A 24,155-nucleotide genomic window follows, 5' to 3' on the forward strand; every position below is an offset into this window, starting at 1 on the left:
CCATTTCCCTTACAAAAACTCATTAACAAAAAAGCGTCCCTGCAAACCAAAGTTTACAGGGACGCTCGGTACCCGGAGCGGGAATTGAACCCGCACGGCCGCAATGGCCACAGGATTTTAAGTCCTGCGTGTCTACCAATTCCACCATCCGGGCAGACCATTGCAATTAAGACAGAAAAACGAGATTTCCTTTTTCCAGGGCCTCTCGTTTCATCCTTTTAGAGCGAAAAACGGGACTCGAACCCGCGACCCCGACCTTGGCAAGGTCGTGCTCTACCAACTGAGCTATTTTCGCATTATGTCTTTCGATTACGTGTGCAAATATAAAGCCTTTTTTCATTTACACCAACACTCCGACGCAAAAAAATTCATGAAAAAATGCAGCAACAACAGGGCCTGCGACTAAATAAGGCAGAGTCAAACCCTTAGCCCCACAAGGCCGCTTAAAGCCCCGCTATCTTTTTGATCTCATTCAACTGATTCAGTGCTTCCATGGGGGTCAGATTGTTGATGTCGAGCGCTGCAATGCTGTCACGAATCTGCTTCAGCACCGGATCGTCCAGCTGAAAAAAACTCAACTGCAAACCCTCCCGGTGCCCCGCCAGCTCTCCAACGGGTTTCGACAACTGCCCCTTGCGGTGGGTATCTTCCAGCTCTTTAAGAATGGCATCGGCTCTTTTAACCACACTGCGCGGCATTCCGGCCATGCGGGCCACATGAATACCAAAACTGTGGTTGCTGCCCCCGGCCACCAGTTTGCGCAGGAAAATCACCTTATTGTCGACCTCCCGGACCGATACATTGAAGTTTTTGCAGCGCTTGAAGGATTTGGCCATCTCATTGAGTTCGTGGTAGTGGGTAGCAAACAGGGTTTTGGCGGCACCCTGCGGATGTTCGTGGATGTATTCCACAATACTCCAGGCAATGGAAATGCCGTCGTAGGTACTCGTGCCCCGGCCCAGCTCGTCGAACAAGACCAGACTTCGCTTCGAAATATTGTTCAGGATGCTCGCCGCTTCGTTCATTTCCACCATAAAGGTCGATTCCCCCTGCGAGATATTGTCCGAGGCCCCCACCCGCGTAAAGATCTTATCCACCATGCCGATGCGCGCACTTTCGGCCGGCACAAAACTTCCGATTTGTGCCAGCAGCACAATCAGCGCCGTTTGCCGCAGCAGGGCACTCTTACCGGCCATGTTGGGACCGGTAATGATGATGATTTGCTGCTGCTCATTATCTAAGAAAACATCGTTGGGAATGTAGGATTCGCCGGGAGGCAATTGACGCTCTATAACCGGATGACGCCCCGCCTTGATGTCCACCACCAGACTGTCGTCGACCACCGGGCGCACATAATTGTTTTGCTGTGCCAGCACAGCAAAACCCAGCAAGCAATCCAGACGCGCCAAAAACGCGGCATTTTTCTGAATGGCAGGGATGTACTCCGTCACCGCTGCCAACAAGTCGTTGTATAAGGCGGTTTCAAGACTCAGAATCTTCTCCTCAGCCCCCAAAATCTTATGCTCATACTCCTTAAGCTCCTCGGTAATGTAGCGCTCGGCATTGACCAGGGTCTGCTTACGGATCCAGGTCTCCGGCACCTTGTCCTTATGCGTATTGCGTACCTCTATGTAGTAACCAAAAACATTGTTGAAAGCAATCTTTAGGGAGGAAATCCCCGTACGCTCCCCTTCCCGCTTCTGAAGCTCAGCCAAATAATCCTTCCCCGAGTAAGCAATGCTGCGCAGCTCATCGAGCTCCGCAGAAACTCCGGAACGAATAACGCCCCCCCTGTTCAGCAAGGCCGGCGGATCGTTTTCCAGCTCCCGATGGATGCGTTCGGCCATCTCCCGACAGGCATCGAGGTCTCGCCCCAAAACCTGCAAAGCCGAATCGGCCGCGCCCTCGCAGGCCGCTTTAATGGGAACCAGGTGTTGCAGGGCCCGGCCCAATTGCCGCATTTCGCGCGGCGAAAGGCGACCGGCAGCCACCTTGGACACCAGGCGTTCCAAATCCCCCACAGGCTTTAGCTCCACAGCCAGCTCATCCTTCAACTCCGGCTCCCGGAAAAAGGACTCCACCACCGCCTGACGTTCCGCAATGGCATCCACATCCTTCAGCGGAAGCGCCACCCAGCGCTTCAGCATCCGACTCCCCATAGGGGTCAGCGTATGGTCCACCACATCAATAAAGGAACAGCCCCCCTCATTCAAAGCTTGAAAAAGCTCCAGATTGCGCATGGTAAAGCGATCGAGCCATACGTACTTTTCTTCCTCTATGCGCGATAAAGCCGTAATGTGGGTCACCTGACGGTGTTCGGTCAGATCCAAATACTGCAAGACAGCACCCGCTGCCACAATACCCAGATGCAAATTCTGCACCCCAAAACCCTTCAAAGAACGGGTTTCAAAATGCTTCAGCAAACGGTCCCGGGCCGACTCCGGGGTAAAAATCCAGTCCTCCAGAGGATAGTTGTACCAACGCGTACCAAAAACCTCCTCAAAAAGCTTGCGCTGCGTCTTCTCAAACAAAACTTCCTTGGGCTTGAAACCCGACACCAGTTTTTCCAAATAATCGAAAGGCCCCTCCGCGGTCATAAACTCCCCGGTAGATAAATCCAGAAAGGCCACGCCTCCCCTTTTCCCATCGAGATGCACGGCAGCCAGAAAATTATTCTCCCTATGCTCCAGAATATTGTCGTTGATCGAAACCCCCGGGGTAACCAGCTCGGTAACCCCTCGCTTAACAATGTTCTTAGTGGTTTTAGGATCTTCCAGCTGATCGCACACCGCCACCCGCTCTCCGGCCCGAACCAACTTAGGCAAATAAGTATCCAGCGCGTGGTGCGGGAAACCGGCCAGCTCCACCGACTGTGCAGCGCCATTGGCCCGCTTGGTAAGGGTAATGCCGAGGATGCCGGAAACCTTTACCGCATCGTCCGAAAAAGTCTCATAGAAATCGCCCACCCGAAACAACAAAATGGCATCGGGATATTTGTTCTTAATTCCATAATACTGTTTCATTAAAGGGGTCTGTACTACTTTGGCGGCACTACTCATATATTGAAAATAAAGGCTGTTCCTGTTCGCTTATCTCCACAAAGATACATTTTCCAGATAAGAGTTTGAAAAATCATCCGGGCTTTGTAACTTTAAGCTAAACCTTAAAAAACCATTGTCATGAACGATTTTATCAAATACCTTGGTGTGTTGTTGATTTTAATTGGTGTAGGGGTTTTAGGCTGGTACAGCATTCAAAATCCTACCGGAAATGCCCTGCTCATTGCCGCCACTCTTTTACTGGTGGGCGGTTTGGCCCTGCACATTATTCTCAACCGGATTCTGGATTAGGGCGCGCTCAGGCAAAAAGGTAGAACTCGCGCGTTAAAGCCAGGTACTCGGGAGAGTAAACATGGCGACCGCCGGATTCCAGCACCAGATCTTCAGAGAGAAAAGCACCCGCTTCCCGGCCCCAGCAGCCGAGGATGCGGGTGGCTTTTTTATGTGGTGTGGGATGCACCACCAACTGTTGCTTTAAAACCCAGCCCCTTTGAAGCGCAGCCCGCTCAAAATCGGGCCATTGCAGGGCAGGGAGGACAAGTGCCAAAGCCCCACCGGGCGCCAAAACCCTTGCAGCCCCGTCCAGCAAATCCAAAGGGCTCAACTCGTGGGCGTGTCGGGCCAGGGCGCGTGCAGCACAAGCCGCTGTAGGACCGGATTGAAAATAGGGCGGATTGCAAATCAACAAATCAAAGCGTTCTGTGGTCTCCCGGGCAAAAGACCTGAAATCGGCTTCCACCACAGCAATACGGTCGCTCCAGGGAGAAGCCGCCACATTGGTGCGTGCCTGCACGACAGCAGACGGATCCAATTCCAGGGCCGTAATTTTAAGTCCCCCCTCCCGTTGTGCCAAGATCAAAGCCAACAAGCCGGTTCCGGTGCCCACATCCAGCACCCGCACCGCACCCTTTAAGGGCGTCCAGGCACCCAACAGCACCCCGTCGGTCCCCACCTTCATGGCGGCGCCCTCCTGAATAATTCTAAATTGCTTAAACTGAAAATAATTATTGGCCATAGTCAGCTGCGCTTTTCAAAAACACCCAAACCGAAAAGCGCATAATCGTAGAATACGGGATCGTGGGGACGGAAGGTCTTAAGCACTGCGGTCAACTCTTCCACCGCCTTGCGATCGTCCTGTTTGCGTTGCAACAAGCCCAACTCGCGGGCCACCCTGCCCACATGCACATCCAAAGGAATTTGCAAAGCTGCAGGCGGAATCCCTTTCCACAGCCCAAAATCAACCGGCCCCTCCGTACGCACCATCCACCGCAAAAACATGTTCAAACGTTTGGCCGACGATCCTTTAAGAACATTGGCCACATGCTTGCCCGTGCGCGCCATCGGTTCAAAAGCCATAAACTGCTCCCTGAACCAGGTCAGTGACGACCATACCGAACCACCCTTACGATAGCCCTGGGTAAAAACACCCTCCAATCCGCCCCCCTTGCGATACAACTCCCCCAGGGCAGCCACAAAGTACTGACAATCGACTCCATTGAAAGTCCGGTACACAAACTGCGACAAACGCTGCAGCTCCCGATCGCCGGCCAAAGTCACAAAATCGTGCGGCGCATCGTCCATCCACGCCATCAACTGACGGGCCTTAGCCACAATCATCTTGCGCTGCCCCCAAGCCATTGTAGCCGTCAAAAAAGCCGCTATTTCCACGTCCTCCTTCTTCGTAAAAGCATGGGGTACCACAATGGGATCACTTTCTACAAACCACGACTGGTTGTAGAAAGCCGCCTTCGTTTCTAAAAACAACTGGAGTTCCGAAAGATCCAAGATTAAAGGTTTTGGTCCATAATCAATCCGTCGCGCATAAAAATAGTTCGATCGCTCTTCGCCGCCAAATGTTCATCGTGCGTAACAATGACGAAAGTCTGCCGAAACTGATCTCTTAAGGATACAAACAAGCCCATCAGCTCTTCCTGATTGCGCGAGTCCAGATTACCTGAAGGCTCATCGGCAAAAACCACCAGGGGATCGTTAATGAGGGCCCTGGCCACGGCCACCCTTTGCTTCTCCCCGCCACTGAGCGCGGCCGGTTTGTGCTCCAAACGGTGCGACAAGCCCAAAAAGCCCAACAGCTTTTCGGCCTTTTGCTCCGCCTCCTTACGCATTTCTCCACCAATAAGTGCCGGCAACATACAATTCTCCAGTGCCGAAAACTCAGGCAATAATTGATGAAACTGAAAGACAAATCCGATGTGCTGATTGCGAAAACGGGCCAACTGCTTTTCTGAAAGTTGATGAATGCCGGTGCCGTTGATGTACACCTCGCCCTGATCGGCATGATCCAGCGAACCCAGAATTTGCAAAAGGGTCGTTTTACCGGCTCCACTGGCACCCAAAATAGAAACAATTTCAGATGCACCGATACTTACATCAATCCCCCTTAGCACATTTACGGGACCAAAAGATTTATGAATACTTTTTCCTTCAACCATAATATTCCGTCTTACGAATGCTGAATAGCCTAGGTGTACAACACATACATATACAACACATAGCCCAGAAACAAGAGGGCGCCCTTCCAACGCCGCACGCAGCCCGACTTAAGGGGCAACATAAAGACCAGCAACACCACGGCAAATAAAATACTGATGAGCAAGTCGACCGACAACATGGCGTTGTCGTTAATACGCAGGGGACTGATCAGGGAGGTAACGCCCAATACCGCCAAAATATTAAAGAGGTTGGACCCAATAATATTGCCCACAGAAATATCGTTCTCTTTACGAAATACGGCGATTAAGGAAGTAGCCAGCTCAGGCACACTGGTCCCAAAGGCCACCACAGAAATCCCAATAACCCGGTCGCTCACCCCCCAGCTCAAGGCCAGGGATTTGGCCCCTTTCACCAACCATTCGGCACCAACATACAGGCCAGCCACCGACAACACAATGAGGCTGAGCGCCTGCCACAACAAAAGACCGGGGGCCAAAAAAGTCTCCCCCTGTTGGGCGGACTTGCGGCGCGCCTGCCAAACCGACCACAAAACATACAGCACCAGAGTCAGCACAAAAGTCAAACCCTCCCAAAATCCAATGGTCCCATTGTAGGCAAAGTACATCAGCAACAAGGTGGCCAACACCATTACGACCCAATCAAAAAGAATGCCCCTATTTTGAGAAACAATAGGTACCACCATGGCTACCAACCCCAGAATGAGGCCAATGTTGGCAATGTTGGAGCCCACCACATTGCCTACCGCCAAATCTGGCACCCCATCCCAGGCCGCCTTAACACTGACAAAAAGCTCCGGTGCCGAAGTCCCAAAGGCCACCACGGTAAGACCAATAACCAGGGTGCTGACCCTAAACCGACGAGAGAGCGCCACACTGCCCTTTATGAGCCAGTCGCCACTCAAAAACAACAAAACCAATCCCAGAACAAGCCAAACAAAGGCCATAAAAAAAATATTTTCAGTTCGTATTACCAGGGGAAGACAAATCCCGATCGCCGTCTTCCGTTCTGTCTTCTCTTCCGTCCTCCTCCGCCCCATCTAATCCATAAACATCTGCAACGGACGCATCGTCAATGGGTTCAAGCGGGGCATCGTCCTCCGAAAAAGCCCCCTCCGCTTCGTGCTTCACCTCTCTTATCCCTTCAGACAATTCTTGCTTTATCTCATCGGCAGCACGCCTGAAACTGTTTACCCCCTTGCCCAAACCACGCGCGAGCTCAGGCAGATTTTTGGAGCCAAACAGCATCAAAATCACCAAAAAAATCAGGACGACTTCGCCCATTGATATGCCAAACAAAAACAGCGTCATACAAGCAATTTGTAAGAATACGCAAACAACATCAAAACCAAAGGCGCTTGCCTTGAACAATCACCCATACCCCTTTACAGAGACAAAGATAAGAAAGGCTGAGCGAATTAGGCTGCTTTTCATCCACAAAGAGCAAGGCGGCCCTCGTACAAACATCTGTAAAAAGTCGGGGGCCGCCTGCATCTGCAGACAGCCCCCGAAAAATTATTCCTCAGGATGTACCTTATTAAACGGCTTCCTTGCTGATTTTTTTCTTCATAAAATTAAAGGCAATGGGGGAAGCAATGAAGATGGAGGAGTAAGTACCTACAAATACACCCACAATCAAAGCAAACACAAAGCCACGAATCACCTCGCTACCGAAAATAAAGATAACCAAGAGTACCACCAGGGTAGTCATAGAGGTATTGATGGTACGACTGATGGTGGAGTTGATGGCCAGGTTAAACACCTCCAGGGTTTTCCGCTTGGGATACAAAGCGCGGTATTCGCGGATACGGTCGAACACCACCACGGTGTCGTTGATGGAGTAGCCAATCACCGTAAGAATGGCCGCTATAAAGGCCTGATCAATTTCCATGGCAAAGGGCATGAAGCTGTAGAGCAGGGAGAAAATACCCAGCACCACCAAAACGTCGTGGGCCACAGCAGCTATGGCACCCAGGCCCAACTGCCACTGACGGAAACGGAGCAAAATATACAGGAAGATGACCACCAGTGAAAAGAAAATGGCGTATCCTGCACGATTTCTAATATCGGTAGCTACAGTAGGTCCTACCTTCTGCGAACTCATCAGGTGATCGGTATTGAACTCATCTACAGTAGTTCCTGCAGGAAGAAAAGGTTCAATACCAGAAAACAGCGCGTCCTGCACCTGAGCATCGGCGCCATCCTCGGTATTGTCGACCAAAAAGTTGGTGGCAATCCGAATCTGATTCGCTGTGCCGAAAGTTTTTACCTCCGTATTGGCGCCTTCAAAAGCATCGGACATGGAAGCAAAGACTTCACTTGCATCTACCGCTTCGTCAAAACGTACCACATAGGTACGACCTCCGGTAAAATCGATGCCCTGCTTGAGACCACGTGTAGCCAGGGAGCCTACAGAAAGAACAATAAAGGCCAAAGAAATCGCAAAGAACACTTTCCTTTTCTCCAGGAAGGCAATCTTTAAGTTGGCAAACAAATTCTCGGTCCACTTAGAGGAGAAGGTGATGTCCATTTTTGAATTCAGCAACCACTCATACACCAAACGAGTAATGAAGATGGCGGAGAAGAAAGACGTGGCAATACCAATCATCAGGGTTGTTGCAAAACCTTTGATGGGGCCGGTTCCAAAAAGGAAAAGAATCAAACCGGTCAGGAAGGTGGTCACGTTGGCATCGATGATGGCAGAAAAAGCATTCTTGTAGCCATCGCTGACAGCCAGACGAAGGCCCTTACCCGAACGCAGCTCCTCCCGGATGCGCTCATAAATAAGCACGTTGGCATCTACCGACATACCGATGGTCAACACAATACCAGCAATACCAGGAAGCGTAAGCACGGCGTTAAAGGCCGCCAGCACACCCATGATGAAAAACATATTGGCGATCAGCGCGAAGTCGGCTACCAAACCAGCTTTAAATCCATAATAAAGGATCATGTAAAGCAAGACCACTACAAAGGCCCAGATAAAGGAACTCAAACCGGAATCCACCGCTTCCTGACCCAAAGAGGGACCCACCACGGTATCTTCAATGATTCGGGCAGGGGCCGGAAGTTTACCAGAATTCAGAATGGTGGCAAGATCCTTCGCTTCCTCGGGCGAGAAATTACCGGTAATGGAACTTTGTCCTCCCCGAATTTCATTTTGTACGGTTGGGAAACTGTACACATAGCCATCCAATACTACAGCGATGGACTTACCCACGTTGGCCTTGGTCAAACGGGCCCAGGTTTTAGCGCCCTCGCTGTTCATCGACATTTCAATTTCAAAGGATCCGGTGGGACTCACACGCTCACTGGCACTTGAAATGGCATCTCCCTCCAGGGGGGCACGACCATCGTGACTGGTTGAACGGATGGCGATGAGCTGATAATAACTCTCGCGGGTATCAGTCAGTCCATACATTTCCTTTTCTCTATCGGTCATCGGCTTGGCCGTCCACATCAGACGCAAGTCGCGGGGCAGGGTACTGCGCACCTGTTCATTTTGCAACCAGGTGTCGATCTGTGCCATATTACGTCCGGCAGCAATCCCTACCAGGGGACCTGCACCCTGTCCGCTGGGCTGCAGCAAAGTAAACAAAGAACGAACTTCGGCCTCTTCGACCTGAGCACTGTCTCCTTCCAGCTCACCCAGTAAATCATCTATATCTTCAGCAGCTGTAACTTCCTCCGATTCAGCCTCCTGAGCCTCGGCAGCAACAGCACTTCCTCCTTCTTCCATACGAGCCACTACACGATCGGCCTGAACCAAATAGTTGAACACGTCTTCAACATCGTAAGTCTCCCAAAACTCCAGACTGGCAGAACCTCTCAAGAGGTTACGTACGCGATCCGGTTCGGTAACACCGGGCAACTCAATCAAAACCTGACCGTCTTTCTGCAGGCGCTGTACGTTGGGCTGAACCACACCAAAGCGGTCGATACGGGTCCGAATGATGTTGAAGGCATTGTTGATGGCCGAAAGAGATTCCTCTCGCAACACCGACAAAACCTCCTCATTGTTCATATCGTAACTGACCTTTTCACGCAGTTCGGCGGTAGTAAAAATGGCAGCCAAACTGCCATTGGGGGCAACCTCAGCAAATGCATCTCCAAAAAGCGAAACAAAATCACGGGTAGAAGTCTTCTCCCGCTCTTCAGCCAATTCAATTGCTGCCAGGAATGAAGCATCCTGGTTGTAATTGGAAAGAGCCTGCAAAATATCGGAAACCTTTACCTCGAGGATCAGGTTCATACCTCCTTTCAAGTCCAGACCAAAATTGATCTCCCGGTTCTTACAATCCATATAGGTGTACTTACGTAAACCAAAGAAATTGTAGACCGGTTCATAGGCCATAGAATCCAGGTAATGTACTTCGAAAGCACGCAGTTGTTCGGGACTTGCTTCGGTCCCGGCCCGCATTTGCGCATATTCAGCTGCACGATTTTCTACCTTTCGGGTCTGAAAGGTGAAAACCAGCTGGTACAAACTCACTAATGCCAAGAGAATGGCAAATAGTCTGATCGCTCCTTTGTTTTGCATTTGATTAATCTTTTTATCTATTCAAAATCTTTTTTCAGTGCTTTTTACAAACGCGCAAATATATCATTTTTTTTCTAAAACCTAGCGGACAAGCGCTAAGAATCCACGACCTTGCGAATTTCTCTGCCCCCTGTAATCCAGGCCACAACAAAGGCCAGTACAAGCATCAGAAAAATGGGAAAAACATAGGCGTAATAAGGTAAGGTAAAGATTCTGGAAAAACCAGCCAACCAAAACTGGAGCACAAAAGCTGCTGCAGGAAGACCTACAGCCATGCCACCACCCAAAAACCACCAATAGTCCCGCAAACTGTAAGCAAGCAAGTCCTTAAATCCGGCAGAAAGCACCTTGCGAATAAACAACTGCTTTTGATGGTATTGCAACAGAAAGGCACTCATCCCAATAAGTCCAAAAAGCAGCAATACCAGCGCCAATAACGCAAACACAACAGCAATACGGGCAAAGCGCTGTTCTTCGCTGTAAAAACCCGCCTTTACTTCCTCCAGGCTGCTGTAATGCATAGCACGTCCGGGGGCCAGCTCCCGCCACACTTCCTGCACTACAGCATCCCCCTCGGGGGAATTGTTCAGGCGAATGACCAGGTGTTCCGACCGGGCAGCTTCCCGATCAAGGACAAAAACCATGGGGCGTGGCTCCTCCTTAATGCCTGCAAAGGAAATATCGGCCACCACGCCAACTATTTTAAAACGATAATCCCGTGCCGAACTGCGCCCGCCAATCATCTCCAAAAATTGCTGTTGATCACCCGATTGCCCCAGCAGACGCAGCGCAGAGGCAGAAACGACAACCTCGGCTGTTTCCGAAGAATCCCGGCTTAGCCTCGACCACCTTCCTGCAACCAGCTCAGCGCCCAGCGCCTCAAAAAAACCTTCGTCCACATAGTTCAAGGCCAAGAGTAAAACACGTGCACTGTCTCCTTCCCATCTGAACGACACCACAGTCGGATCGTCGCCCGGTACAAACTCGGCCAGGCCCACCTTAGCGACTTCAGACCGCTGAAGCAAGCCTTCTTTTAAATCAAGCAAGCCTTGCGCATCGGTGCCTCCCCATTCTACAACCAAAGCATGGTCCTCCTGAAAACCGTGGAAGGTGCCCTGCAAATGATGCAATTGCCAGGCCATACCCAGGGTAAGGACCAGCAGGACTAAAGCAAGGGAGGTTTGAAAAGAAATGAGCAATCCCCGTAAAACCAAACCCAGTCGGCTCACCCGCATGCTGCCAGTAAGGGCCGACCAGGGTTTAAGTCCACTAAAAAACAAGGCCGGATAACTGCCCGACAAAACGCCTAAAGACATGGTCAACACCAAAATCCAAATGGTATCGGGCTCTCGTATAAAACCCGACACACTCATCCTTATTTGAAACATGGCATTGAAGACCGGCAACAACCACTCTACCAACACAAGGGCCAGAAAAAGGGCCAAAAACGAAAAGGCCACCGCTTCGGTCAGAAATTGCAGAATCAGCATCCGCCGTCCGGCACCAAAATACTTTCGCACCGCCACCTCCTTGTAACGTCGCGCTGCCTTGGCGGTGGTCAAATTCATAAAATTAACTGCGGTCACCAATAATATAAAAATGGCAATGGCCGTGAAAATGTATAAATAAAGCGCACTGGCTCTGTCCTTGGGCTCGTTGTCGAGCTGGGAGTGCAAGTGGACAGCACTCACCGGCTGTAAACCAAAATCAATGGCAATGCGCCCCTCCTCCTCTCCCCGGCCACTAAAGGATGCAGCAACCTGCTCTTCCACTTCGTGAGAGGTCCGCTCAGCCACGGCTCTTCCCAGCTTTGCAACATCGGCACGGGCATTAACTTTTACGTAGGTGTAAGAATTCAAATGCAGCCAGTTGTCGATCATACCCGCCCTTTCGTCGCCCGGATGCTTACGCAAACGGGCTTCCACTTCGGGCCAGGAAGCCAAAAAGTCGAACGAAAAATGACTGTTGGCCGGAATGTCCTCAACCACAGCGCTCACCCTAAAAACACTGCTGTCTTCAACCGTAAGCAAGGCTCCTTTGACCTTTTCCTCACCAAACAGCCGAAGCGCAGTAGTACGCGTCAAAACCACTGCCGCACTGTCCCGCAAGGCAGAATGGGGGTCCCCCTCTAAAAAAGTCAGATCAAAAATCTCAAAAAACTCGGGATCCGCATAAAAAAAGCCCGACTCCAGGGAGCGATTAAAGGATCCCGCCACCAGCTTTCGGGCACCAGGAACCAGTCGTGCCGCAGCCTCTACCCCTTCGCTGCCGGCTGCCACTGAAGCCAGTGGCTGAGGGGTTACCGCACTCCTGATGGCTTCGCCACTGATTTCCCCATAACTGTAAAGACGATAAATCTGTTCGGTATCGGACCAGTGCCGGTCATAATTCGACTCATAATACACATAAATGAGCACCAGCAGACTCATGGCAATACCAATCGACAAACCAAACAGGGTCAACAAGGAGAAACCACTGTGAAGCAGAATGTTTCTGAAAAAAGTCTTTATGAAATTAAGTATGCGCATGGTCGGTGACTACATGTCCGTCAAAGAGTTGAATGATGCGGCGTGCCTTTTGCGCCTCCTGCATTGAATTGGTGAACAAGACCAGGGTGGTTCCGGCTTCATTAATGGCCGAGAGCGCCTCCATTACGGCAGAACCTCCGGCTGAATTAAGATTACCGGTTGGTTCATCCGCCAATAAGAGCTTGGGCTGAAAAACGGTGGCCCGCGCAAGCGCAGTCATCTGTTGTTGCAAACCACTCAACTGGCGGGGAAAGCGCCTGCTTATATGCCCCAGTCCGAAACGACCCAGCGCTTCCTCCAGGCGCTCGCGCCTTTCGGCACGTTTCATCTTCAAATATAAGAGTGGCAGCTCTACGTTTTCGGCCACACTGAGCTCGTCCACCAGATTGAACTGACGAAACACATAAGCAATGTGCCCCCGACGCAGCGCCAGGCGCTCCGACTCTCCCAGTCCGCCTACGTCCCTTCCCCTAAAAACAACGCTGCCCGCATCGGGTGCTTCCAACAAACCCAGGATGTTGAACAGGGTAGACTTGCCGCTTCCCGAGGGCCCGGCAACGGCAACAAACTCGCCATCGCCCACATCAATATTAACATTGATAAGCACGGGGGTAGCCACCTCCTGACCCCGGTAGCCCTTCACCAAATCTCTGGTATGAATCATATACAGTTGTTCTAAAACGTACACCCACCGTCCGATATCGGACAGCAATTTCTTGCTTACAACGACTTGCGGGTTCACACAAACACCACACAAAAATCTGTAAGCAAGACAACTAACTCACCCCTACAGGAAAATCCTCCGGCATCCTCTGCTTTTGGTCTGTTTTCTGCATTTGGAATGACAGAAATCATGCCAGCCCGCAAAGCTTTTTGAATGTACAATTATTTTGTAGATTTGGGCATTGGCACCCCTAGAAACTTAAACATGGCTGAAAAAAACGGACGCATACTCGCAGTCGACGACAACGCAGACATCCTGTTTGCACTGAAAATGCTGTTAAAGCCGCATTTTGAAGTCATCCGCACCGAAACCAACCCCGAAAACATTCCGCGACACATGGCCGAGGAGAGCTTCGATGTAATTCTGCTCGACATGAATTTCAACAAGGACGCCATCAGCGGCAAGGAAGGTTTCTTCTGGCTCGAAAAAATTCTCGAAAACGACCCCGAAGCCGTGGTGCTCTTCATCACCGCCTACGGCGATGTTGAAAAATCGGTGCGGGCCATCAAAGCCGGGGCTACCGACTTCATCATCAAACCCTGGCAAAATGAAAAGCTGCTGGCTACCATCTGGTCGGCCATGAAGCTGAAAAGCTCCCGCAGGGAAGTCAGCCACCTGCGCGCCCGCCAAAAAGAGATTAATACGCTGATGGATCAGCCCTTTGCCGACTTCATCGGCGTGAGCCCCGGGATGCAACAGGTATTCAAAACCATACGTAAAGTCGCCGGCACCGATGCCAACGTACTCATTTTAGGGGAAAACGGAACAGGAAAAGAGCTGGTGGCACGCGCCCTTCACAGGCACTCGCTGCGCAAAGAGGAAAGTTTCATCAGCGTGGATCTGGGGGCCCTGAGCGAGTCGCTGTTTGAGAGCGAGCTCTTTGGACACACCAAGGGAGCGTTTACCGATGCCAAAGCCGACCGCCCGGGGCGTTTTGAACTGGCCCAGGGAGGCAGCATTTTTTTAGATGAAATAGGAAATCTTTCCTTGCCGCTGCAGGCCAAGCTGCTGACCGTACTCGAACGACGCGAAGTAATACGGGTGGGCGCCAACAAACCCACACCTATTGATATTCGATTAATCAGTGCCACCAATATGGGCATCAAACAATTGGCCGCTGAAGGCGGCTTCCGGCAAGACCTGCTTTACCGCATCAACACGGTAGAAATAGATCTTCCGCCCTTGCGTGAGCGCCCCGAAGACATCCCCCTCCTGGCCGATCACTTTTTGCAGCTTTACGGACAAAAATACAAGCGCCGGGTCGACCGACTGGGTGCCGGCGTCATCAAAAAGCTGCGTGATTATCCCTGGCCGGGCAACGTGCGCGAATTTCAACACGTAATTGAACGTACCCTCATCATGAGTGAGGGAGACACCTTAAGTGAAGCCGATTTTCAACTGAGCAGCCACAACAGCACGCAAGAAGAGTTCGGACTGGACACCTACAACCTCGACGAAGTAGAAAAAAGAATTATAGAGAAAGTACTCCGCAACAACGCCGGAAATGTGTCCAAGGCAGCCGCTGACCTGGGGCTCACCCGAACATCCCTCTACCGAAGACTTGAAAAACATGGGCTTTAACCGTTTTCGTCTGCAACTGCTGCTGCGCATCCTTGTGCTGAGTCTCACGCTGGGACTGTTTATGTTTCTGGCGGTGAAAACGGCTTTAACTTTTACGCTCCTGCTGGTGGCCATCTTAGCCCTTCTGCAGGTGGTTTTGCTCTTTCGACAAATCGACCAGACCAACCTTTTACTGAACAGCTTTTTACAATCCATTCGCTATGCCGACTTTTCGAGGACCTTTCAGATTGAAAGCAACGACTCGTCGCTGAATCAACTGAAAATCACACTTAATGAGGTAATTGATGACTTTAAAAAAGTGCGGGCTGAGAAAGAAGAGAGCTACCATTACCTGCAAACCGTTATTCAACACATCGGCATTGCGCTGATTGCCTATCGGAGCGATGGCCATATTGAAATGACCAACAACGCCACCAAGCGCCTTTTTCAGCTGCGCAACCTCAACAACATTAAACAACTCGAAAGTATAAGCAGTGACTTGGTGCAAAAACTCCTGACCATACGTCACGGAGAAAATGCCCTGGTACAAATCCGCGAAAAGGACGATTTGCTGCAACTGTCTATTTACGGAACCGAGTTCAAGATTCACAACCGCAACATCATGCTGATTTCCATCAAGAATATTCAGCATGAACTCGACGAAAAGGAGATGGAGTCGTGGCAAAAACTCATTCGTGTACTCACTCACGAAATCATGAATTCCATCACCCCCATTTCCTCGCTGAGCTCCACCGTTCGCCATCTGATCCAGGATTTGATCGACCGAACAGAAATTAAACAACTGCCGAAAGAAGAGAAGGAGGATTTGGAAGAAATAGGCAAGGCGCTGGAGACCATACACAAACGCACCGAAGGACTCATTCATTTTGTCGACACCTACCGCAATCTCACCCGGATTCCGCAACCCAACTTCAACATTTTCCCGGTAAAACGGCTGCTTCAAAACATTTACGAACTGCACCGCAACGAAATGGATGCGGCCAACATCACTTGCACCCTCGAGTCAGAACCAGCCTCCTTAGAATTGTCGGCCGACGAGCAACTCATCGAACAAGTACTCATCAACCTGATTACAAACAGCATACACGCCCTGAAGGGACGCCCAGATGCCCATATTAAACTGAAATCGGGCCTCAATGCCCGCGGCCGCATCACCATACAGATCAGCGACAACGGTCCGGGTATCCTGCCGGAAGTCATCGACAAGATTTTCATACCCTTTTTCTCAACCAAGCCACAGGGTTCCGGCATTGGCCTAAGTCTTTCGCGTCAAATTTTGCGTTTGCACGGAGGAAGCATCAATGCTTTTTCGGAACCGGAGCAGGAGACCCGCTTTGTACTTACGTTTTAGTCGTTGTGGTTAAGCCGATTAAACATAACGGCCAAATGTGCATATAAAGAAGTATTTTGCACTACAATTCCTTCGGGGACGGCAATGCGGACCGGGGTGAAATTCCAAATAGCCTTAATGCCGTTGGCAATCATCATATTGGCCACATCCTGCGCATTGGCCGCAGGCACCGTTAAAATGCCGATGCGAATCCCGTGATCGCTCTTCTTTACAAACTCATCTACGTGCGCTATGGATACCCCACCAATAGAGTGCCCGATTACCAGGGGATTCACATCAAAGGCAGAAACTATTTTCAGTCCATACTGCACCAGTCCGTGATCGTGCAGCAGGGCAGTGCCCAAACTCCCGGCACCAAATAAAAAAGCCTGGTCCATGACCCTGAAACCAAGAAAATCTTCCAGGGCATCGATAAGCGGCTCTACCTCATACCCCACCCGTGTTTTTCCGGTGATTCCGGTGTAGGACAAGTCTTTGGTGACCTGCGTGGGATCCACGCCATTGTCTCGAGCGATCAAGGTAGAGCTTACATACTGACTGCCCTTATGCCGGGCCAGCTTCAGATAAGCCAGATAACACGGCATTCGGCGCAAAGCCGGTTCCGGCACCAGCGCACTTTTTTTCTTGGTATTGCCTGCCTCCATAGCGTTTAACTTAAATCCAGTACCTTAATCTACAAAAGTAATAAGAAAATCCATTAAAGAAACAATTCTTTATTGACAATTCCAACAGTCCCTGCCGCCGGGCATAAAAAAAAAGACCACACATGGTGGTCTTTTCTTCTTGTGGGCGCTAACGGATTCGAACCGCTGACCCTCTGGGTGTAAACCAGATGCTCTGAACCAACTGAGCTAAGCGCCCAAAAATACGGACTTCTCTTAATCGGGGTGGGCGCTAACGGATTCGAACCGCTGACCCTCTGGGTGTAAACCAGATGCTCTGAACCAACTGAGCTAAGCGCCCTGATTGCTTTCCTTAAAAGCGATGCAAATATAGAAGAGTTTTGCGCAATCGCCAAACATTTTTCCCAAATTAAAGTGCCTCAGCCACCACAAAAGTACTACCTCCAATGAAAATCAAATCGTTATCTCCGGCATTTTTTTTCGCTGCAGCTGCTGCTTCTGCCACGGTAGGATAAAACTGTCCCTGCAGCCCGTGCAAAAGGGCAAGATGCTGAAGCTCCCTGGCATCCAGACTACGGGGCAGGGCAGCCTGGGTAAAATAATAGACGGCATGGGGCGGCAACAGTTTCAAAATACCGCGAACATCCTTATCGCCCACCATGCCCCAAACAATATGCAACTTTTCGCAGGAACTCTTCAGCAACTGCCGAACCACCCATTTCACCCCATCCTCATTGTGCCCTGTATCGCAAATCACCAGGGGCTGCTCCGACAGCACCTGCCAGCGCCCCATCAATCCGGTAAGAGCGGCGACCTCCTCCAGGCCCTCGCGGACGACTTGCTCATTCAGGGCAAAGCCCAAACGCTGCAACTCATCCAAAGCAGCTGCTACGGTCTGCACATTTTCCAATTGATAGTCTCCCGGAAGCGGCAGCCGACAAGTAAATTCACCAGCCTGACTCTTACAGGTCACCTGCACCTTTTGCCAGCGCAAATGCTGCTCCAGCGACAGGGCCAGCACTTCATCTTCGGCCCAGATCAGGGGGGCATGCCGGCTCAGCGCTTGTTGCTCAAAGACCCCACGGGTGGCTGCCTGCTTGCGTCCCACCACTACAGGGACCTGCAATTTAATGATGCCGGCTTTTTCCTGAGCAATTTGCTCCAGCGTATCTCCCAACAAAGCCGTATGGTCCAGCCCAATATTGGTAATTACACTTAAAACAGGGTGTACAATATTGGTCGAGTCCAACCTTCCTCCCAATCCGGTCTCCACTACGGCCACCTCCACCTGCTCCCGGGCAAAATAATCAAAGGCCATTGCCACCGTCATTTCAAAAAAGGAAGGCGCCAGTTTACTGAGCAGCTCCTTGTTACTCACAACAAAACGAAGCACCTCTGCTTCTGGAATGCAAGACCCATTAATGCGGATCCGCTCACGAAAATCGCGCAAATGCGGCGAAGTATACAAGCCGGTGCGCCAACCTGCCTTTTGCAAAACAGCCGCCAACATGTGCGACACAGAACCTTTGCCATTGGTCCCTGCAACATGGATGATTTTAAACTTACGATGAGGATGGCCCATGTGGGCATCGAGGGCCAGACTGTTGTCCAGGTTGTTCTTATAGGCCATGGCGCCGCTGCGTTGATACATGGGCAGACGGGTCATCAAAAAGTCAAGCGCCTCGGTATAATTGGTTAAGCTGTGCATAATTTCAGTTCTTCAAAGCTTCGCGCTGCAAAAGTGAGAAATCTGTACGATAATTGGTATATTTAAAGAAGAAAAAGAGCGGAAATCAAATCCGCTCCTAAAAATCCACATTTATGACAGCCAAGAAGAAGAACCCAGCCAAGATTTTCATTCTCGACACCAACGTGCTGTTGCACGACCATAAGTGTCTTTACAACTTCCAGGACAACGACGTGGTGCTGCCCATCACCGTACTCGAGGAACTCGACAAGTTCAAAAAGGGCAACGAGCAGATCAACTTTCAGGCCCGCGAATTTGTGCGCCAGATGGACAAACTGGCCGGAGAGCAGCTGTTCAGCGAAGGGGTGCCCCTGGGCAAGGATCTGGGGCGCCTGTTCATCGCTACCGGCAAACCCTTTCCCCAGGTTATGGAGGAATCCTTCAGCGAGCGCACCCCCGACCACCGCATTCTGGCCATTGCCCTGCACGTGAGCGCACAATTTAAAGATCGTACGGTAGCCCTAATTTCCAAGGACATCAACCTGCGGATGAAGGCCAAGTCGCTGGGATTAAAGACGGAGGACTATGAAACCGACAAGGTTAAGGACATCGAGATTTTGTACAAAGGGGTGGAGACTTTCGACGATTTTGATGCAGCTGTGATTGAACAGCTTTACCAAAGTGGCTCCATTGCCCGCAAAGATTTCCCTATGGACGAAGCCCTCACCCCGGCCAACCAATACTTTATTTTACGCAACAACAACCAAAGCGTACTGGTCTGGGTTGACCCCTTCAGTCAGATGATTCGGCGGGTAGAAAAACATTCGGCCTTTGGCATTGAGCCGCGCAATGCCGAGCAGACCTTTTCGCTGCACGCCCTGTTGAATCCCGACATCAAGCTGGTGTCTCTCTCCGGGAAAGCAGGTACCGGCAAAACCCTGCTGGCCCTGGCTGCTGCCCTGCAGCAGACCAAGCTCTACAAGCAGATTTTACTGGCCCGCCCCATTGTTCCGCTCTCGAACCGCGACATCGGCTTTTTACCGGGTGACGCCAAGGAGAAAATCGGGCCCTACATGCTGCCCTTGTACGACAACCTTTCGGTCATTAAAAACCGCTTTGCTGCCCAAAGTAAGGAGCTGAACCTGATTGAAGACATGCAAAAGCGGGACGAACTGCTTATTACCCCCCTGGCCTACATCCGCGGACGCAGCTTGTCCGACGCCTTTTTTATTGTTGACGAGGCGCAGAACCTCACGCCCCATGAAGTAAAGACCATCATTACCCGTGCGGGAGAAGGCACCAAGATTGTGTTTACGGGGGACGTGCACCAAATCGACACGCCCTATCTGGATATGCAGTCGAACGGCTTGGCCTACCTCACCGACAAAATGCGGGGGCAGGACATCTTTGCCCACATCAACCTGGTGAAGGGAGAGCGAAGCTACCTGGCCGAACTGGCCTCCAATCTGCTCTAATAGAGCCGCCGCCGAAACCTCGTTTCGGCGGCGTTTTTTTGCTATCTTTGGGCATCAAAACCAACTGCCATGCCATTGTCTCTATCTGCCCTTTGCACCGAAGTGGGGCGCCTGGCCCGCGATACCGGCCGTCAACTCAAACAAGAACGCGAAAAGCATCGCCCCGAAGCAGAAAGTAAGGGCAGCAACGATTTTGTGACCCGTTTCGACAAGCAATCCGAAGCCACGCTGGTAAAGGCGCTGAGCACCCTCCTGCCCGAAGCCGGATTCATCGCTGAAGAAGGCACCTCCACCAAACGCGGAGAGCGCTACAACTGGGTCATCGACCCCATTGACGGCACCACCAACTTCATTCACGGCCTCTATCCCTGGTGCATCAGTCTCGCCCTGATGGATGGCCCCGAAGTGGTGCTGGGTGTGGTGTATGAAGCGGGACTCGACGAGTGCTTCCGCGCCTGGAAAAACGGAGGGGCCTGGCTCAACGAGCAACCTATAGCGGTAAGCAAGTGTCAGCGCGTGGCCGACAGCCTCATCGCCACCGGCTTCCCTTACACCAATTTCGGAAAGATGGAGCAATTTATGCAGTCGCTGGACTTTTTTATGAAAAACAGTCACGGACTGCGTCGCCTGGGCTCCGCAGCAGCCGACCTGGCCTACGTGGCCTGCGGACGCTTCGATGGCTTTTACGAATACGACCTCAAAGCCTGGGACGTGGCAGCAGGCGCCCTGCTTATTAAGGAGGCGGGCGGACAAGTCAGCGACTTTTCGGGAGGCGACAACTGGTTGTTCGGCCGGGAAATCGTCAGCGCCAACGCCGGGATTTTTAAAGAACTCCAACAGCGTATCGAAGAACTCTTAAACTGATGCAAAAAAAACAGCAATACGCCCTGGGCTTCTATTTGGGCTATCCCCTGCTCTGGCTCCTGGGCTGGTTACCACTGGTGGTACTTTACCGACTTTCAGATCTGTTTTTTCTACTGGTCACTGCCCTGGGCTACCGAAAAAAAGTCATCGATAAAAATCTGCTGATGGCCTTTCCGGAAAAAAGCCAAAAAGAACGAGCCACCATTCGCCGGCGTTTTTATCGCCACTTTGCCGACCTTTTTGTGGAGACGCTGATACTGCAACACCGCAAGGCCGAAAAAATACGCCGACGCGTAGAGGTCGAAAACTTCGAAGTAATGGAGAATTTACTGGCACAGGGCCGCGATGTGGTAGCCGTTTCGGCCCACTACGGCAACTGGGAGTGGGTACCCGCCGCCAGTCTGGGACTCCAGGCCCTGGGCACCTCGGTGTACCGTCCCCTCAAGAACCCCTACTTCGATCGTTTTATGCTCCGCTTGCGCAGCCTCTATGGCAGTCGCAACATTCCTTTAAAAAATGTAGCCCGCGAAATAGTAGGTTTTAAACGCCAGAATCAACGCTTCATTCTGGGTCTGATTTCCGATCAGAGTCCCTCCAAATTTGAGCTGCACTACTGGACCACCTTCCTGACCCAGGACACGCCGGTGATTTTGGGACCGGAAAAAATGGCGCGACTGGCCAAAGCCAAAGTGGTCTATTGGCAAATGGACAAAATAAAACGGGGCCGCTACCGCATGCGCTTTGTCCCCTATCCGGGCGACGAAGCCAGCGACCCCGAATTCGCCATTACCGAATGGCACGTGCGCCTGCTCGAAGCCCAAATACAGCAACACCCCGAGTATTGGCTCTGGTCGCACAAGCGCTGGAAATACCAACACCTGAAAAAATAAACCATGCAAGTTGCCGTCGTCCTCCTCAACTGGAATACCCGTCACCTCCTGGAGCAATTTTTACCCGAGGTATTGAAGCACTGTCAACTGCCCGGAGTAGAAGTGGTGGTGGCCGACAACGGCTCTTCGGACGACTCGCTAAGCTGGCTCAAAACACACTACCCGGCTGTTCGCTGCATCGCACTGGGCGAAAACCTCGGCTTTGCCGAGGGCTACAATCAGGCGCTCGCACAGGTGAATGCCGAATACAGCGTCCTCTTTAATTCCGATGCCCAGCCACGGGCCGACTGGCTGCCGCCTCTTATAGCAACCATGCAAAAGCACCCCAATGCAGCCGCCTGTGTCCCCAAGATTCTGAACTTGCGCCAAGCCGACCATTTTGAGTATGCGGGTGCAGCAGGAGGCTTCATCGACTACCTGGGCTATACTTTTTGTAGGGGCCGCATTTTTCATTTGGCCGAAGCCGATAAGGGGCAATACGACGAAGAGGGCGAACTCTTTTGGGGAAGCGGCGCAGCACTCATGGTGCGAACCCGACTGTTTCTGGAGTCGGGGGGCCTCGATCCGGACTTTTTTGCACACATGGAGGAAATCGATTGGTGCTGGCGTATGAAAAACCAGGGTTGGCGCATACTCTACCAGCCCCACAGCAGCATCCTGCACCTGGGCGGAGGCACCCTCGACTACCAAAATGCCCGCAAAACCTACTTGAATTTTCGCAACAATCTGTTTCTCCTGCTGAAAAACCAGGGTGGTGCACGTGCCTACCTGCTCATTCTATTGCGCTTCTTTTTGGATCTTCTGGCACTTTTAAACTTCCTGCGGCAGGGACAAAGCGCCAATGCCGCAGCAGTATCCCGGGCCCACCGTCACTTTATTAAAGACTTTTGGTTGTTTTACCGCAAGAGACAAAAGCTGCTGCCCCTGGTGCTCAAAAAGAAGCATCCCGAGATGTACCGCGGTTCCATCGTCTGGGATTTTTTTGTGCGCAAAAAACAGCAATTCAGTCAACTAAACTTTAAGCCCCGGGGCTTAAAGCAATAAATCCTACAGTCCTCCCATCAGCGTTTCCAGGCGATTGGCGCGGCTCCCCTTGACCAGAACAAGGGCATCCTTAACGGGGTGCTCGCGCAGGTAGGCAGCCACCGCAGCGGCATCGGCAAACCACAACCAGCCCTCTTCCTCCGGCAGCAAATCCTTAAATTCGAGCCCCACCAGCCAGCAGGCTGACAAGGCCAGTTCCTGCAAAAGGGCAAGAAGCTTCAAATGTTCTGCGAGACTGTCCTGACCCAGTTCCTTCATCCCCCCTAAAACGACCTGTTTTCGGGGGTGGTCCAAGCCAGCAAAGTGCGCCAGCGCCGCCGCCATACTCGAAGGGTTGGCGTTGTAGGCGTCGAGCAAGACCTGATTGCGCCCCGTGTTCACCACCTGAGAACGATGATTGGCCGGCGCATAACTTTCTAAGGCAATCTTGATGTCCTCAAAGGGCACCTTGAAATGCAGTCCCACCATAATGGCTGCCAGGGCATTTTCCAAATTGTAGCGACCGCTGAGTCGGGTTTCGACCCGCTGCAGGCCACAGGCACCCTCCATCTGCCAGGAAAAACGCAAAAAGGGCTCCGCCGTAACAGCCGAAACACGCAGGAGACTGTCTTCCCCCTCGCCATACTTTAAGGCCCTATTGTAGTGAACACCCAGCATGGCTTTCAAATGCGGATTGCCCGCATTCACGAAAATGGTGCGCAAACCTTCATTCAAAAAAGCATACAACTCGCCTTTAGCCTTTTTTACCCCCTCAAAAGAACCAAAACCTTCGAGGTGGGCCTTCCCCACATTGGTAATTAGTCCGCAATCGGGTTGAGCAATCTGACATAAGGCAGCAATTTCACCCACATGATTGGCGCCCATTTCCACCACCGCCACTTCGGTATCGGGCGGCATGGCAAGCAGCGTTAGCGGCACCCCAATATGGTTGTTCAAATTCCCCTGGGTAAACCACACCCGGTACTTCCGGGCAAGCACCTGGGCCAGCAGTTCCTTCGTGGTGGTTTTTCCGTTGGAACCGGTAATACCCACCACCTGCACCCCGCTTTGTCGCCGATACCAGGTTGCCAGTTCCTGTAAGGCCTCCAACACATCGGGCACCCAGTAACAGCCATCCACACCCTTTAAAGAGGGAGCATCCACCACTGCCAAAACACAACCCTGAGCCAGGGCATCCCGGGCAAAATCATTGCCATTGAAAGAGGGACCCCTTAGGGCAAAAAACAGCGTCCCGGGCCCACAGGCCCTACTGTCCGTAGTCACCTTCCGGCACCTTAAATAGGCTTCAAAAACAGCTTGCATAAACTCCTTTAGAAATTAT

General features: G+C 51.5%; 19 protein-coding genes and 4 tRNA genes. 7 read left to right on the top strand and 16 right to left on the bottom strand.

Annotation, left to right across the window (positions count from 1 at the left end):
• Positions 1 to 69: 69 nt before the first annotated feature.
• From B4W65_RS01240 to mutS, 3 genes are all read right to left on the bottom strand, one after another.
• A tRNA-Leu gene (locus B4W65_RS01240) sits at positions 70 to 154 on the bottom strand.
• 68 nt (positions 155 to 222) lie between these two features.
• Positions 223 to 295, bottom strand: a tRNA-Gly gene (locus B4W65_RS01245).
• Positions 296 to 443: 148 nt separating this feature from the next.
• Positions 444 to 3,023 (bottom strand): DNA mismatch repair protein MutS, encoded by a 2,580-nt coding sequence (gene mutS / locus B4W65_RS01250; RefSeq protein WP_240509437.1) that lies wholly within the window; start codon positions 3,021 to 3,023, stop codon positions 444 to 446.
• A 156-nt stretch (positions 3,024 to 3,179) separates the two neighbouring features.
• Here mutS and B4W65_RS17265 point away from each other — a divergent pair, with 156 nt between their 5' ends.
• Entirely contained in the window at positions 3,180 to 3,350 is a 171-nt protein-coding gene (locus B4W65_RS17265; RefSeq protein ID WP_158522749.1) for a hypothetical protein, read from the top strand.
• A 7-nt stretch (positions 3,351 to 3,357) separates the two neighbouring features.
• On the opposite strand, the gene B4W65_RS01255 is transcribed toward B4W65_RS17265, so the two are convergent.
• The 8 genes from B4W65_RS01255 to B4W65_RS01290 form a co-directional block, all read right to left on the bottom strand.
• Positions 3,358 to 4,074: a tRNA1(Val) (adenine(37)-N6)-methyltransferase gene (locus tag B4W65_RS01255; protein ID WP_088653286.1), complete on the bottom strand. Its 717-nt coding sequence runs from the start codon at positions 4,072 to 4,074 to the stop codon at positions 3,358 to 3,360.
• Positions 4,075 to 4,076: 2 nt separating this feature from the next.
• Positions 4,077 to 4,844, bottom strand: a complete 768-nt coding sequence (locus tag B4W65_RS01260) for a TIGR02757 family protein (RefSeq protein WP_240509438.1) — start codon at positions 4,842 to 4,844, stop codon at positions 4,077 to 4,079.
• Between the two features lie 2 nt (positions 4,845 to 4,846).
• The gene (locus B4W65_RS01265) at positions 4,847 to 5,509 is read right to left on the bottom strand and encodes an ABC transporter ATP-binding protein (protein ID WP_088653288.1); all 663 of its coding nucleotides are present in this window, start codon (positions 5,507 to 5,509) and stop codon (positions 4,847 to 4,849) included.
• A 29-nt stretch (positions 5,510 to 5,538) separates the two neighbouring features.
• The gene (locus tag B4W65_RS01270; protein WP_240509439.1) at positions 5,539 to 6,474 is read right to left on the bottom strand and encodes a calcium/sodium antiporter; all 936 of its coding nucleotides are present in this window, start codon (positions 6,472 to 6,474) and stop codon (positions 5,539 to 5,541) included.
• A 13-nt stretch (positions 6,475 to 6,487) separates the two neighbouring features.
• A complete protein-coding gene (locus tag B4W65_RS01275; protein ID WP_088653289.1) occupies positions 6,488 to 6,838 on the bottom strand; it encodes a Sec-independent protein translocase subunit TatA/TatB in 351 nt (116 codons plus the stop codon).
• A gap of 226 nt (positions 6,839 to 7,064) precedes the next feature.
• Positions 7,065 to 10,067, bottom strand: coding sequence for a protein translocase subunit SecDF (secDF, locus tag B4W65_RS01280; RefSeq protein ID WP_088653290.1), 3,003 nt, complete (start codon positions 10,065 to 10,067; stop codon positions 7,065 to 7,067).
• Positions 10,068 to 10,162: 95 nt separating this feature from the next.
• A complete protein-coding gene (locus B4W65_RS01285; protein WP_088653291.1) occupies positions 10,163 to 12,595 on the bottom strand; it encodes an ABC transporter permease in 2,433 nt (810 codons plus the stop codon).
• Positions 12,582 to 13,259 carry an ABC transporter ATP-binding protein gene (locus tag B4W65_RS01290; RefSeq protein WP_088653292.1) on the bottom strand — a complete coding sequence of 226 codons (678 nt, stop codon included), beginning with the start codon at positions 13,257 to 13,259 and terminating at the stop codon, positions 12,582 to 12,584. The genes B4W65_RS01285 and B4W65_RS01290 overlap by 14 nt, the downstream gene beginning before the upstream one ends.
• Positions 13,260 to 13,523: 264 nt before the next feature.
• Between B4W65_RS01290 and B4W65_RS01295 the strand changes: the two genes are divergently transcribed.
• The gene (locus tag B4W65_RS01295; protein WP_088653519.1) at positions 13,524 to 14,900 is read left to right on the top strand and encodes a sigma-54-dependent transcriptional regulator; all 1,377 of its coding nucleotides are present in this window, start codon (positions 13,524 to 13,526) and stop codon (positions 14,898 to 14,900) included.
• A complete protein-coding gene (locus tag B4W65_RS01300; RefSeq protein ID WP_240509440.1) occupies positions 14,824 to 16,251 on the top strand; it encodes a sensor histidine kinase in 1,428 nt (475 codons plus the stop codon). Before B4W65_RS01295 ends, B4W65_RS01300 begins: the two co-directional genes overlap by 77 nt.
• Here the strand turns inward: B4W65_RS01300 and B4W65_RS01305 are convergent.
• The 4 genes from B4W65_RS01305 to B4W65_RS01320 all read right to left on the bottom strand — a co-directional run bounded on the left by B4W65_RS01305 (position 16,248) and on the right by B4W65_RS01320 (position 18,582).
• Entirely contained in the window at positions 16,248 to 16,895 is a 648-nt protein-coding gene (locus B4W65_RS01305) for a redox-sensing transcriptional repressor Rex (RefSeq protein WP_088653294.1), read from the bottom strand. The two genes, B4W65_RS01300 and B4W65_RS01305, sit on opposite strands and share 4 nt — an antisense overlap.
• A 142-nt stretch (positions 16,896 to 17,037) precedes the next feature.
• Positions 17,038 to 17,112, bottom strand: a tRNA-Val gene (locus B4W65_RS01310).
• 27 nt (positions 17,113 to 17,139) lie between these two features.
• Positions 17,140 to 17,214: transfer RNA gene (locus B4W65_RS01315), tRNA-Val, on the bottom strand.
• A gap of 69 nt (positions 17,215 to 17,283) precedes the next feature.
• Entirely contained in the window at positions 17,284 to 18,582 is a 1,299-nt protein-coding gene (locus B4W65_RS01320) for a bifunctional folylpolyglutamate synthase/dihydrofolate synthase (protein WP_088653295.1), read from the bottom strand.
• Positions 18,583 to 18,695: 113 nt separating this feature from the next.
• On the opposite strand from B4W65_RS01320, the gene B4W65_RS01325 reads away from it, so the two are divergent.
• The 4 genes from B4W65_RS01325 (at position 18,696) to B4W65_RS01340 (ending at position 22,834) form a co-directional block, all read left to right on the top strand.
• The gene (locus B4W65_RS01325) at positions 18,696 to 20,036 is read left to right on the top strand and encodes a PhoH family protein (RefSeq protein WP_088653296.1); all 1,341 of its coding nucleotides are present in this window, start codon (positions 18,696 to 18,698) and stop codon (positions 20,034 to 20,036) included.
• Positions 20,037 to 20,105: 69 nt separating this feature from the next.
• The gene (locus B4W65_RS01330; RefSeq protein WP_088653297.1) at positions 20,106 to 20,900 is read left to right on the top strand and encodes an inositol monophosphatase family protein; all 795 of its coding nucleotides are present in this window, start codon (positions 20,106 to 20,108) and stop codon (positions 20,898 to 20,900) included.
• Positions 20,900 to 21,790, top strand: a complete 891-nt coding sequence (locus B4W65_RS01335) for a lysophospholipid acyltransferase family protein (protein WP_088653298.1) — start codon at positions 20,900 to 20,902, stop codon at positions 21,788 to 21,790. Before B4W65_RS01330 ends, B4W65_RS01335 begins: the two co-directional genes overlap by 1 nt.
• 3 nt (positions 21,791 to 21,793) lie before the next feature.
• On the top strand, positions 21,794 to 22,834 hold the full coding sequence (locus B4W65_RS01340) for a glycosyltransferase family 2 protein (RefSeq protein WP_088653299.1): 1,041 nt from the start codon (positions 21,794 to 21,796) through the stop codon (positions 22,832 to 22,834).
• Between the two features lie 3 nt (positions 22,835 to 22,837).
• Here the strand turns inward: B4W65_RS01340 and B4W65_RS01345 are convergent, their stop codons facing one another.
• Positions 22,838 to 24,136, bottom strand: coding sequence for a UDP-N-acetylmuramoyl-tripeptide--D-alanyl-D-alanine ligase (locus tag B4W65_RS01345; RefSeq protein WP_088653300.1), 1,299 nt, complete (start codon positions 24,134 to 24,136; stop codon positions 22,838 to 22,840).
• Positions 24,137 to 24,155: the final 19 nt, after the last annotated feature.

Source organism: Geofilum rhodophaeum (assembly GCF_002210225.1).
Classification (GTDB): Bacteria; Bacteroidota; Bacteroidia; order Bacteroidales; family Marinilabiliaceae; genus Geofilum; species Geofilum rhodophaeum.